14 protein-coding genes are annotated in these 12,343 nt (G+C 63.4%); 9 read left to right on the top strand and 5 right to left on the bottom strand.

The annotated features are described in order from the left end of the window. Positions 1-6: 6 nt before the first annotated feature. The 3 genes from DTX69_RS30080 to DTX69_RS09680 all read right to left on the bottom strand — a co-directional run bounded on the left by DTX69_RS30080 (position 7) and on the right by DTX69_RS09680 (position 1,013). Positions 7-201, bottom strand: coding sequence for a hypothetical protein (locus DTX69_RS30080; RefSeq protein WP_162917045.1), 195 nt, complete (start codon positions 199-201; stop codon positions 7-9). 6 nt (positions 202-207) lie between these two features. Next, a complete protein-coding gene (locus DTX69_RS09690; protein WP_119301331.1) occupies positions 208-519 on the bottom strand; it encodes a hypothetical protein in 312 nt (103 codons plus the stop codon). A gap of 227 nt (positions 520-746) precedes the next feature. Beyond that, on the bottom strand, positions 747-1,013 hold the full coding sequence (locus tag DTX69_RS09680; protein WP_119301329.1) for a hypothetical protein: 267 nt from the start codon (positions 1,011-1,013) through the stop codon (positions 747-749). A gap of 71 nt (positions 1,014-1,084) precedes the next feature. On the opposite strand from DTX69_RS09680, the gene DTX69_RS09675 reads away from it, so the two are divergent. Next, positions 1,085-1,840, top strand: coding sequence for a LexA family transcriptional regulator (locus DTX69_RS09675; RefSeq protein ID WP_119301328.1), 756 nt, complete (start codon positions 1,085-1,087; stop codon positions 1,838-1,840). A 6-nt stretch (positions 1,841-1,846) separates the two neighbouring features. On the opposite strand, the gene DTX69_RS09670 is transcribed toward DTX69_RS09675, so the two are convergent. Beyond that, entirely contained in the window at positions 1,847-2,206 is a 360-nt protein-coding gene (locus DTX69_RS09670; protein WP_119301327.1) for a thermonuclease family protein, read from the bottom strand. A gap of 171 nt (positions 2,207-2,377) precedes the next feature. Between DTX69_RS09670 and DTX69_RS09665 the strand changes: the two genes are divergently transcribed. After that, entirely contained in the window at positions 2,378-2,758 is a 381-nt protein-coding gene (locus DTX69_RS09665; RefSeq protein ID WP_119301326.1) for a hypothetical protein, read from the top strand. Between the two features lie 9 nt (positions 2,759-2,767). Here DTX69_RS09665 and DTX69_RS09660 read toward each other — a convergent pair whose 3' ends face one another. After that, complete coding sequence (locus DTX69_RS09660; protein ID WP_119301325.1) at positions 2,768-4,849, bottom strand: putative bifunctional diguanylate cyclase/phosphodiesterase; 2,082 nt, start codon at positions 4,847-4,849, stop codon at positions 2,768-2,770. Between the two features lie 320 nt (positions 4,850-5,169). Between DTX69_RS09660 and DTX69_RS09655 the strand changes: the two genes are divergently transcribed. The 7 genes from DTX69_RS09655 to DTX69_RS09625 all read left to right on the top strand — a co-directional run bounded on the left by DTX69_RS09655 (position 5,170) and on the right by DTX69_RS09625 (position 12,266). Further along, entirely contained in the window at positions 5,170-6,531 is a 1,362-nt protein-coding gene (locus DTX69_RS09655) for an MATE family efflux transporter (protein WP_162917044.1), read from the top strand. A 23-nt stretch (positions 6,532-6,554) separates the two neighbouring features. Continuing rightward, entirely contained in the window at positions 6,555-7,040 is a 486-nt protein-coding gene (locus DTX69_RS09650) for a YajQ family cyclic di-GMP-binding protein (RefSeq protein WP_119301323.1), read from the top strand. A 23-nt stretch (positions 7,041-7,063) separates the two neighbouring features. Beyond that, positions 7,064-7,423: a hypothetical protein gene (locus tag DTX69_RS09645; protein WP_119301322.1), complete on the top strand. Its 360-nt coding sequence runs from the start codon at positions 7,064-7,066 to the stop codon at positions 7,421-7,423. A 23-nt stretch (positions 7,424-7,446) separates the two neighbouring features. Next, positions 7,447-8,865, top strand: a complete 1,419-nt coding sequence (locus DTX69_RS09640) for an amidase (protein ID WP_119301321.1) — start codon at positions 7,447-7,449, stop codon at positions 8,863-8,865. A gap of 9 nt (positions 8,866-8,874) precedes the next feature. After that, the gene (locus tag DTX69_RS09635) at positions 8,875-10,080 is read left to right on the top strand and encodes a flavin monoamine oxidase family protein (protein WP_119301320.1); all 1,206 of its coding nucleotides are present in this window, start codon (positions 8,875-8,877) and stop codon (positions 10,078-10,080) included. 159 nt (positions 10,081-10,239) lie between these two features. Continuing rightward, positions 10,240-11,928 carry a thiamine pyrophosphate-binding protein gene (locus DTX69_RS09630; RefSeq protein ID WP_119301319.1) on the top strand — a complete coding sequence of 563 codons (1,689 nt, stop codon included), beginning with the start codon at positions 10,240-10,242 and terminating at the stop codon, positions 11,926-11,928. Beyond that, positions 11,925-12,266 carry a DUF1491 family protein gene (locus DTX69_RS09625; RefSeq protein WP_119301318.1) on the top strand — a complete coding sequence of 114 codons (342 nt, stop codon included), beginning with the start codon at positions 11,925-11,927 and terminating at the stop codon, positions 12,264-12,266. The genes DTX69_RS09630 and DTX69_RS09625 overlap by 4 nt, the downstream gene beginning before the upstream one ends. The last annotated feature ends 77 nt before the right edge of the window (positions 12,267-12,343 follow it).

Raw genomic sequence — 12,343 nt, 5'->3', positions numbered from 1 at the left:
TCGCTTTCACCGCTTGCCGTAGAGGTCGTTGGCGATGTTGAGAACGTGTTGCCGGTCCCACGCATCCTTGATCTTGTCCGGCCACAGAATCGCGATGCCCCGCTCCCGCCACACACGCCGGGCCATGGTCTCCAGTTCTTTTGGATCGGCCGGAGGCGCTGCCTCTCTCGATGCCGTTGCCCGCAGGCGACGCTCGATCATGGTTCCTTACCCCCCTTGTGTCCTGGTGACCTCACCAAATTTCACGATCTTGATGATCAGAGGCCGCGTTGCCGGAGTGTCTTCCGCCCCGGCCGCAGATGCTTTGCCGAAGGCCCGATTCAGCAGTTCCTGGGACGCTGCCAGAGCAACACGCTCATCCTCGCTGCGCGACAAGTCTGCAAGCCGCTTCAGCGCCGCCAAGGCAGCGTCGTGCGCCAACAAGCGCAGGTCCGCAGCGTCCGCCGCCTTGCGGCTCCGCTGAGCGCTGCTGCCGGATACCGCAGGCGTGCGAGCGCGTTTCGGTCTCTTGGCCGCCATGCAAACCCCTCCTCAGTCTGAACGTCAGCGACGGCCGGCGATTCGTCCAATTGTGGCCAGGCTGGATTCAGGCCAGACGCCAACGACCTCACGGTCCGCTCCTTTGAAGAAACCTTCCGCTGGCACGTTGGCATCCTCGAAACGGATGCCATCCGGCCAGCGCCCGATCATCCGCGAGACGCCGTTGCGCTCGCGTCTGCGGACCGGCGAAGCATGCGTATGTTCCGTCACGTCGCCACCGCTTTTGCCAGCGCGCGCCGCTTGGCCGCAAGCTCCGCCAACAGACTGGCGTTGATAAGCGGAATGCCACGCTTGGCGGCACCGTTGACGATCCGCGGCCAATAGTGGGCCGGCACGAAATCGCGATGCCGCCACTGTCGGACCAACGTCGGTGAGCAGCCGGCATCTCTTGCAAAAGCGCGGGTGGTTGGCCATCGCGCGATCAGCTCGCGGAAGCCGGTAAGCTGGATGGGGTCTGGCGTGGTGTTGAGCATAGCATGACGATACTCTATGTATCGAACAAAAGCAATACACAAAGCATCGAATTTCCGTTACGATCCGTCTCATGCCCGACCAGATCGGCCCCACCGCATCCCACCGTCTCCGCCACGCAATGCAGCTGCGGGGCGTAGGTTCGGGCGCGGAGCTTGCCCGTCTCACGGACCAGAACGAAGTCACTGTCCGTTCCCACGTCAACGGCACGCGTGATGTCTCCAAGCGGGCCGCCGAAGCCTACAGCCGCGCGCTCAACATCGACGTCGCCTGGCTGCTTTACGGAAATGGTTCGGCCCCGACCGCGCGTGGCACACAGCAGGGCAGCACCGGTCAATCGGAAGAAGCGCCGGAAGAGGATGTCGAGGGGCCATCGAACATCAGCCTCTCTTCGTCTGAAGCGCCGGATTTCCGGTTCCTTGCGAAAGATGTTCCTGTCCTCGGCCAAGCGGAATGCGGGTCCGACGGTGCCTTTACACTGAACGGAGAGACGATCGATTTCGTGCGCCGTCCGCCGGGTCAGCTGAACCGGAAGGGCGTCTATTGCATCTATGCAGCAGGCAGCTCGATGGAGCCGGTCTACGAGGCGGGCGATCTGATCTATGTGGATCCGCACCGCCCGCCACGTGCCGGCCGCGACGTTGTCATTCAGCTGGTGGCCAAGTGCCCGGGCGGCGAGGAGCGCTGTTTCCTGAAGCGTCTGGTGCGTCGCTCTGGCACCAAATGGCGCCTGAAGCAATTCAATCCGGAGAAGGAATTCGTGCTAGACGACAAGGAAGTCCGGACGGTCCATCTCGTCCTGAAGAATCAGGAGCTGCTGGGTTTTTGAGCTCTGTCAACACCAGCCGGCCCGCTTGCCCCCATCGTAGCGCCGCGCCAATCCTGCTATGATCAACTGTTCCGACAGCAACTGCCCATCGACCCAGACGTCCGCATCGATGCGGCCGCCATACTTGTCCCAGGACGGTGAGGTGAACTCGATGCTTCGTGCGGCAGAGATCATCTGACGCGTAAAAAGAGTCGCTCGCTCCGCCAGCTTGCGCTCGCCTGCACATTTGGCGCGGCCACCGCTTTCAGGTGTGTCCACGCTGCGCACGCGCACCGCGACCGGGTTGAGCGGTGGCGGCAGCCCCGGCAGGTTCACCGTCAACGTGTCCCCATCCTTGATCCCGACGACTTGCCATGCGTATCGCATCCGATCTGGCGTTGCGGCCACCGCGGCTGAAATGACGACAGCGAGGACGATGGGTGCAGCGAAAATCCTAGAAATCAACCTGGGAACTCCATTTTATGACCTTCCAATACAAATTGTATTGACGCTCGTCAACTCGTTATGTATCGTTAGGGGACGAAACTGAGAGGACCGATGCATCAGAGCCTCAGCCGATTTCTGCGTGCCGCCACGGACGCGCATTTCGAAGGGCCGATTCCGGCCGCGGAACGCGAACGCATCCGCATCGTGGAAAATGCGGAACGTGCGTTTGAACGTTCCCTCTCGCCGCTGGAGCGCGCTGTCAAGTCGCTGTCCATCGCCTATGCGGATGTTCTGAAGGACAGCGCGCTGGTTGAGGCCAGCCGGCAATTACGGTCGGATTCTGGCCTGGAAGACAGCTCCCGCTATTCGGCGCTTCATCGGCAGCGCGCGGACGTGCTGGCCGAAAGCGCATCCTGGTTGTGCGAAGCGGCGCGCCAGGTCGCGGAACGGGCGCGCGAGTTGGCTGCAGGAGCAAGCGGGAAAGGGAACTAGGCCGCCGATCTACTGAGCCACGCCCAACCGGCGGTTGGCAAACAGCACGTCCTGCCACTGCACCGCCGGCAGGGGTTTGCCATAGCGGTAGCCTTGGCCGAACTGGCAGCCGAGCGTGCGCAGCTTAAATTCGTCCGCCTCGGCCTCGATGCCCTCGGCAATGACCGTCAGGCGCAGGATCTTGGCGATCTGGATGATCGCACCCACCATGCTCTCGCCCGCGAACTCGCCGCTCATGGCAGCGATGAAGGAGCGGTCGATCTTCACGTAGTCGAGCGGCAGCCGCTGCAGCAGGCTGAGCGAGGAGTAGCCGGTCCCGAAATCGTCGAGCGCCATGTGGCAGCCCAGCACCTTCAGCTGCTTCAGCACGTCCTGGCTGCGCGCGACGTCGCGCATGACGGCGCTTTCCGTGATCTCGATATGCAGGCAGCCCGCCGGCACCGGGTGTTCGCTCATTACCATGGTGACGGCTTCCACCAGGTCGGGGCTGTCCAGCTGCCGGCTGGACACGTTTACGGACACGAACAGGTCCTGGGTTGCACCGGCCTCGTGCCACGCCCTGCCCTGGCGCAGCGCCTCGCGCAGCACGAACTTGCCGATGGGCACGATCAGGCCGCTTTCCTCCGCGACCGGAATGAACTCGAGCGGCGAGATTAGGCCACGCGTCGGATGCTCCCATCGCAGCAGCGCCTCGAAACCAGCCAGGCGGTTCGGACCCAGTTCGACGATCGGCTGCCAGAATACGCGCAACTCCTCGCGCCGCAGGGCCTGATGCAGGTCCGCCTCGATCCGCAGGCGATCGCGCGCACGCCGCTGCATGTCCGGGTCGAACACCGCCTCGTGGCCGGCGCCTGACTGCCGCGCCTTGTTGAGCGCCGCCGTCGCGTCCTTGATGATTTCGTCTGCACCGACGTGTTGGCTCGAGCCCTGCGCCATACCGATCGAGAGGGTCAGCATGACGGATTCCTCGCCCAGCGAGATCGGCTCCTCCGCCGCGCTGCGCACGCGCTGCGCCACGCGCACCAGGTCTGTGTCCTCACGCATCACGTCGACCAGGATGCACATGGTGGTGTCGCTCATGACGGTGAGCGTGTCGGTCATCCGGAGGATGCCGATGATGCGCAGCGCGACCACGCGCTGGACGTTGTCGCAGAAGGATTGGCCATAGGCCTCGCGCATGGTCTCATAACGGTCGATCTGCAGCAGGATGATGCCGAAGCTGCTGTTCTTGCGCCGGCGCGTCTTGATGATCGCCTGGTTGATGCGGTCGTACAGCACAATCCGGTTCGGCAGGCCCGTCATCGGGTCCGTCAGCTTGCGCTCGCTGATGTCGGTAAGCGACCCGGCCATGCGGCTGGTGTGGCCATAAGGGTCGCGCTGCGAGGTCCCACGGATCAGGAACCAGCGATAGGATTGGCTCTTGTGGCGCAGCCGACATTCGACTTGGAACGCCAGCGAGATGCCCTCCAGATGGTTGCGCAGCTCGCGCTTGACCGTCTCGGATTCTTCCGGATGCACGAGCGCCAGCCAGTCATCCATGGCGCTGAAACGGTCTTCCGGCTGATAGCCGAGCAATTCGCGCCAGCGGGGCGAGAAATAGACCGTATCATCAGTCAACCGCCAATCCCAGATGCCGTCGCCGGCACCGCGCACCACCAGATCGAAGCGCTGGCGCTGATCGACACCCTCTGCCATGTCCCGCAGGCGTCCCAGCAACGCGCGCACGCGAGCCACAGCCAGCGGCGCGTAGGCCGGCATTTCCAGGCAGTCATCCGTCCCGACTTCGAGCGCGCGCACCATCAGCTCTTCACGCCCCTTGGCCACGAGCATCACAATCGGCAGCGTGGCGGAGTTGAGGCTTTTGCGCAGGCGCGTCACCATGCGCAGCGCCTCATCAACCGGTGAGGCAGCGAACAGCACCAGCAGCGCCCGGCCGCGCTCCTCGATTTGCCCTTCCGCTTCGATGAGGTCGACGACACGCTCCGCCGGCAGTCCGGCCTCGGTCAAGATCGTGAACAATTCTTCAAGCGCAGGCCCTTGGCCGGCGACAATGATCGCGTCGGTCAGGGCCGTGGTCACATCAACGTTCATATTGACAGCTCTTTCGGGAGGCTGCTGGCGCCTGACCCACCCTGACGGTGCCCATAATGGCCCTCGCGACCTTTATATCGAATGTATAGGTTAATCGTTGGGCATTAACCGTTTGTTACTCATCAGCGCTACGGATATCTCGCCGCCCACCCACCTGACTCCGACTGTAGAATCAAAGACGTAAGTCTTCGGCCATGACGTGCCCCGCCGCCTGCATGCACCCTGGCAATTGGAAGGCCCCTGCCTATACTGGCGCCGGGGATGAAGCTCCCAGCTGGTATCGACCGGTGCGGGAGCCTGGTTCGGGGGAGCCTCTGGTCATGAGCGTTGATCAATCCGCAATCGAGCGTACGGCCCGGATTACCGGCCAGGCCCATCAGCCTGTCCACAGGCGAATCCTGGCCGTCGCGCTCCCGGCGATCCTGGCCAATCTGACCTCGGTGCTTCCGGCAATCGTCGATACGGCCTGGGTAGGCACCACGGGGACCAGACTCGACCTCGGCGGCATCGCGCTGGGCAGCACGATCACCGGCTTCATCCTGTGGGCCTTCAGCTTTCTGCGCATCGGGACCGCAGGTTTTGCCGCCCAGGCGTTCGGTGCGCGCGACGAGAGCGAGCAACGTTCGACGCTCCTACGCGCGCTTGGCCTCGCCATCATCTTCGGCTTTGCCCTCATGCTCCTGATGGTGCCGCTGGGCATGCTCGGCTTCGCCATCTTTGACACGGGGTCCGACGCGCTCGATATCGCGGGCCGCTACTATCACATCCGTATGTTCGCGGCGCCTTTCGACCTCGTGCTCTACGTCGTCATCGGCTGGCTCCTGGGGCGGCGGCGGGTGCGCGACATGGTGGCGCTGCAGGTGTTCCTGAACGTGCTGAACATCGCGCTTTGCTATCTCTTCGTCGTTCTGATGGGGCGCGGTGTCGATGGCGCGGCCGCTGCCACCGCCATCTCCATCGGAATAACCTGCGGCGTGGGCCTTATCATTGTGCGCACGCAGTTCCGCGTCCTTTCCCCGCGCGGTGCGGAATCCCGCCTGATCGAATCAGAAAAGCTGCTGGGCCTGATGGCGGTCAATCGCGACATCTTCCTGCGCACCTTCGTCCTGATGACATTCCTCGCCTATCTGGTGCGCGTCGGTGCCGGGATGGGCGACACTATCCTTGCCGCCAATCACATTCTGTTCGGCTTTGTCGCGATCATTGCGCAGGGCCTGGATGGTTTCGCGCAGGCAACGGAAACCTTGACCGGGCAGGCGATCGGCGCGCGCGACCGCCAGCGCCTCGGTCGCGTGGTCTGGGCGGGCAGCTTCTGGGGGCTCTTGTTCGCTCTTCTGGTCGGCTTCGGCCTCTACAAATGGGGGGTGCAGCTGCTTCCCCACTTCACCACCGACGTCGACGTGCTCGAGACAGCACGCGATCATTTCCTATGGATTGCCGCGGCTCCCCTCGTCGCCATCTGGTGCTTCCAGCTCGACGGGATCTATTTCGGCGCCACCCGCGGGGCTGAAATTCGCAACGGCATGATGATCGCGGCCATTTTCGGCCTTGCCGCCAGCCTGCTCCTCCCGCCGTTCTGGGGCAATCAAGGAATCTGGGCGGCGCTCTATGTGTTCTACGTGATGCGTGCGCTGCCTTTGGTGTTCTGGTACAGACGGATCCCACGCGCCTTGGCGCGCTGATACTATGGTCCGGAGAAACTGCAATGCCGAGCTTCGATATCGTTTCCAAGACCGATCTGGCCGAGGTCGAGAACGCCGTCCAAGGTGTGGTGCGTGAGATCGGCACGCGCTTTGACTTCAAGGGCTCGAAGTGCTCGATCGAGCGCAAGGAGGCGCTGATCACCATCCTCGCCGACGACGACATGAAGCTGCGCCAGATGCAGGAACTGCTGCGCGGCTATATGGTCCGACGCAAGCTTGATGCCACTGCCCTTGATTTCAAGGATCCGCAGAAGGCATCTGGCAACGCCTTGCGCCAGGAAGTCGTGGTGAAGCAGGGTATTGACCAGACGCTGGGCAAGCGCATTGTGAAGGAGATCAAGGACAGCAAGATGAAGGTCCAGGTGTCTATCCAGGGGGACGAGCTCAGGGTCAGCGGCAAGAAGAAGGACGACCTGCAGGACGCCATCGCTTTTGTGCGCGGTCTGAAGATCGAGCAGCCGCTCCAATTCGTGAACTTCCGCGACTGAATGCTGAATTTTGGAAATCGTCAATGGCGCAGAAAAAGAACCCGCTCAACCTCAACCCGCTCCAGCTCAAGACTCTCACCTTGTTCCAGGCTTTATCGCAGATGGAGGGCGTTGCCTCTCCGCACGATGATCCGAGCGGCGAGCCCGGCCACATCATGATCTCCCACATGCCGCGGCCGCACGGGGATCATTTCCATCTCGGCTCTTATATCGTGCGGGCCCAAGATGCCTCCGGCCTGTCCAATGAAAGCGTCTGGATCGCTCTGGAACGCAAGAAGCTGATCAAGTCACTGTTCCCGATGGCTTGTGTCCTGACGCCCGCCGGCGGTTCCTACGAAACCGGCATTAAGGATCAGATCCTGCATCAGGGCGGCCACCACTAACGTTCCGAAAACAAAGATACGTCATGTCCGTTGATCTCGACCTCTGCTACATGCCGGCGACCGAGATCGCAGGCTGTATCCGCGCTGGCTCACTAACGGCCGCGCGCGTCGTGGAGAACAGCTTGGCTCGCATCGCGGAGATCAATCCCAAGCTGAACTGCTTCTGCTTCTTCTATCCGGAGGAGGCGCTATCGATTGCCGCGGAACTTGATCGTGAAGCCAAAGCCGGCCAGTTCCGCGGGCCGCTGCACGGCGTGCCCTTCGCCATCAAGGACCTCACACCCACCAAAGGTAAGCGAACCACGCTCGGCTCCTACGCCTACGAGCATTGGGTGCCGGATCATGACGCCCCCATTGTCGAGGCGTTGAAGGCCGCGGGCGGCATCATGGTCGGCAAGACCACCACGCCGGAATTCGCCTATTCCGGCTTCACCGAGAGCCCGCTCTGGGGTATCACGCGTAACCCTTGGAACCCGGCTCTCACGGCTGGCGGCTCATCGGGCGGCGCGGGCGTGGCGGTTGCCACTGGATGCATGCCCATCGCCGAAGGCTCCGATATGGGCGGGTCGGTGCGGATCCCCGCCAGCTTCTGCGGCGTGGTCGGATTGAAGCCGAGCTTCGGCCGCATTCCCTTCACGATCTTGCCGAGCGAGTTCGACCAGCTTTCCCACTTCGGACCGCTGGCGCGAACCATCGCCGATGCCAGCCTGTTCCTCCAGGTGGCGCAAGGGCCGGATGAGCGCGACATCCAATCCCTCACGCAGCCGCAGAACTTCCTCGCGCCCTATGACACCGACCTGCGTGACGTCAGTCTTGGCTTGTGCCTCGACTTAGGGAAGCGCGCCTGGCATCCGGAGGTCGAGGCCGCCGTTCGCGCCGCTGCGAATGCCCTCGCTGAAGCCGGCGCACGGGTCGAAGAGGTGAGCCTGCCGTGGGGCGCCGAGCTCGATCACCTTTGGCTGAAGCATTGGGAGGTTTTCCTCGCGACCTTCTTCGGCCACACTTTGGAGACCCATCGCGCGAAGATGGATCCGAAGGTTGTCTCGTATCTCGATCACGGTCTCGCAGCCTCCGCCGTCGAATTCAAGAGCCTCGAGATTGCGCGTACCGCTGCGTGGCGCAACGATCTGGCGCCGATCCTCTCCCGCCATCATGCCCTGCTCTGTCCAACCATGGCCCAGCCTGCCGTGCCACATGGCGGCACGGATTCGAGCTATTGGAAAGGGGAGCCGGATGGCGCCTATCGCTGCCTTGACGTGACCTCGGTCTTCAGCCTATTCGGCATGTGCCCCGCACTGTCGGTCCCTTGCGGCTGGACGAAGGACAACTTGCCGATGGGATTGCAGATCGTCGCGCGCCGCCACGACGATCGCCTCGCGCTGCGCATCGGCGCAACCGTCGAACAGCGTATGCCCTGGGCGCATCGCCGCCCTCCGGTCTAGATCCTCTTAATGCCCGATCTCGACCTTGTCATTATAGGGGCTGGCGCGGCCGGTATCGCCGCCTCGCGCGCAGCGATCAACGCCGGCCTCACCCACCAAGTCATTGAAGCCTCCCATCGCACCGGCGGCCGCGCCTATACCGAGGATCTTGCGCCAGGTGTGCCGTTCGATCTCGGTTGCCACTGGCTGCATACGTCGGACATCAACCCGCTGGTGCCGGAGGCGGACCGGCTCGGCTTCTTCATCGATCGTGGTTTCGCGTTCTCTGCTCATCTCTGGCTGAACGGCCGGCATGGGACTGCAGCCGAGAGCAGCGCCTACGCCTCCTATTTCGATTGGGCCGAAAGCGGTGCGGGCATTGCCCTCGATCCGCGGGAAGATCGTGATGTTCTGTCGCTGCTCGACACGAGCAGTCCCTACTTCGCCCCCTATGCTCACGTGTTCTCCGTCATCCACGCGGCCGACCCGGATCAGGTGTCCGCCAGAGACGTGATGGCTCAGGTCGCCAATGGCGGTGATTGGCCCGTGCGCGATGGCCTCGGCCGCTTGCTCGCTCGCCTTGGTGCCGACATCCCGGTTTCCCTGAACACGATCGCGGAGGAGATCGATTGGTCGCAGCGCGATCGCGTCCTCGTGCACACAGACCGCGGCAGCGTCACGGCACGTGCCGTGCTCGTCACCGTCTCCATCGGCATCCTGCAATCCGGGCTTATCAAGTTCCGGCCTTCCTTGCCGGCACCGACCCTCTCCGCTATCGACGGCTTCTCTCCTGGCGTGGCCAACCGGGTCGCGCTCTACTTCGACCGCGATGTCTTCGGCGATGCGCCCAACAATTTCACCATTATCGACGGCGATGCCGAGCCGCTCGCCATCTACATCCCGCCTTTCGGCTTCAACTACGTGGTGGGCCAGACGGGCGGCCGCTATGCCAGCCATCTCACCCGCGCCGGGCAGAAGGTGGCAACCGCCTATGTCCTGGACCGCATCGCAGCAGTCTTTGGCGAAGGCATTCGCCGGCACTTCGTCCGCTCGATCGTCTCGGCCTGGGGAGACCGATCCATAGGTATTGGGCGCCTATGCCTCGGTCAGACCCGGCCATTTCGGCGCCCGAGAGGAACTGGCAAGGCCTGTCGAAAACAGGCTGTTCTTCGCAGGCGAGGCGGTCGCCATGCCGATGGTCGCGACCTGTGGCGGCGCCTATCGGAGCGGGGCTGAGGCCATTGGCCGCATCGCCGCCGCGCTCCGATCGGCTTAGGCGTTCCGGCAGGATCGGCCGCCGTTTTGCCGGCCGATCCGCGCATTCCGACGGGACCACCTTCCTTGCCGCCGGTCCCTCGCTCGGCTATGTCACTGCCAGTCAACGAGGGACACTCCATGGCGACTTCCAGCAACCTGCGCACAGGCGGTCAGGTCCTGATCGACGCGCTGAAGATTCACGGCGTCGACACTGTTTTCTGCGTTCCGGGCGAGAGCTACCTGGCTGCGCTCGACGCCCTCCACGATGCCCCTGAGATCAAGCTCATCGTCTGTCGTCAGGAAGGCGGTGCCGCCTACATGGCGGAGGCCTACGGAAAGATGACGGGCCGCCCTGGCATCTGCTTTGTCACCCGCGGTCCCGGCGCCACCAACGCCTCGATCGGCGTTCACTGCGCGTTCCAGGATTCCTCGCCGATGATCCTGTTCATCGGCCAGGTGGCGCGCGATCAGGTCGAGCGCGAAGCCTTCCAGGAGATTGATTTCCGCCGCATGTTCGGCCAGATGGCCAAGTGGGTGGCGGAGATCGACGATGCCGCCCGCGTCCCGGAATATGTCAGCCAGGCCTTCCATCGTGCCGTCAATGGCCGCCCAGGTCCCGTGGTGCTGGCACTGCCGGAGGACATGCTGACCGATCGAGTCGATGTAGCCGACGCTGGCTGCTATCAGCCGGTGCGGCCTTCCCCAAGCGCCGCTCAGTTGGAGGAGCTCCGCGACCGCCTGCGCCAAGCCAGGCGGCCTTTCATGATCCTGGGCGGAGGCGGCTGGTCGGCGGGTGCTGTCGCCGATGTCCGCGCCTTCGCGGAAACTATGAATCTGCCGGTCGGCTGCTCCTTCCGTTGCCAGGATCTGTTCGACAATGTCCACGCGAACTATGCCGGCGATGTCGGAATCGGCATCAACCCCAAGTTGGCTGAACGCGTGAAGACTGCCGATCTGTTGATTGTCGTCGGCGCTCGCCTCGGGGAGATGACGACGTCCGGCTATACGCTGGTGAGCATCCCGGTGCCGCGTCAGGCGCTGGTGCACATCCATCCGAGTGCGGAGGAACTCGGCCGAGTCTATCAGGCTGCCTTGCCCATCAATTCCGGTACAGCCGAGTTTGCCGCCATGGCGAAGGCGCTCGGTCCGCTGCCCGCACGCGCCTGGGACAACGAGACCAAGACGGCTCACGCCGACTACTTGGAATGGTCGACCCCGCCCCAGGTCGAAGGCCCGGTCCAGATGGGCGAGATCATGAACTGGCTGGAGCAGCGCCTGCCCGCCGACGCCATCCTCACGAATGGCGCGGGCAACTATGCGACCTGGATCCACCGCTTTCACCGTTATCGCCAATTCCGGACTCAGCTCGCCCCGACCAACGGCACCATGGGTTATGGTGTGCCCGCTGCAGTCGCCGCCAAGCTGATCGCGCCGGAGCGCATGGTGGTCTCCTTCAACGGCGACGGTTGCTACATGATGAACGGCCAGGAGCTCGCAACCGCCGTGCAGTACAACGCGCCGGTCGTCTTCGTGGTTGTGAACAATGGCAGTTACGGCACCATCCGCATGCACCAGGAGCGCAGCTATCCCGGTCGGGTCTCCGGCACCGATCTCGTCAATCCGGACTTCGTCGCCCTCGCCAAAGCCTATGGCGCGCACGGCGAGTTGGTCGAGCAGACCTCCGGCTTCGCCACTGCCTTTGAGCGCGCGGCAAAGGCCGGCAGGCCTGCCCTCATCGAGATCCGCCTGAGCGCAGAGGTGATCACCCCGCGGCAGACGTTGTCCCAGATCCGCGACGCCGCACTGGCGTCGAAGGCGCGCTCTTGAGCACCGACGGCCGCCTCTCGACGGAACTCTGGGTCCAGGCCCATCTACGACGCTGCAACGCGGAAGGCACGTTTGCCGCCGTGCTGCGCAAAGGCGATCAATGGGGCGGCGCAGTGATCGTGAAGCTCAATCTCCTGGACGGGAGCTTCAAAGTCCTGAGCCAAACGCGTGATATGGACGGTCGCGTCGCCTGGCTCGCCGCCCAGCAAGGCGCCCTGCTCACGGAGGGGGACGCAACCGCCTATATCGAGCGTCAGGTCAAACGCGATCCGGATCTGTGGGTCATCGAGGTCGAGGACAAACAGGGCCGCAACCCTTTCGAGGGAAAAGTCGTTTGACCCCGCCGACAATTTCGATGGTAATCTGCTGATGGTGAGATGGAATCTCACCGATTTGCGCGGTTGATCAATACTCG

Source organism: Dongia deserti (assembly GCF_003574735.1).
GTDB lineage: Bacteria > Pseudomonadota > Alphaproteobacteria > Dongiales > Dongiaceae > Dongia_A > Dongia_A deserti.
The sequence above is the reverse complement of the archived record's forward strand: the minus strand, read 5'-3'. Positions and strand labels throughout refer to the sequence as shown.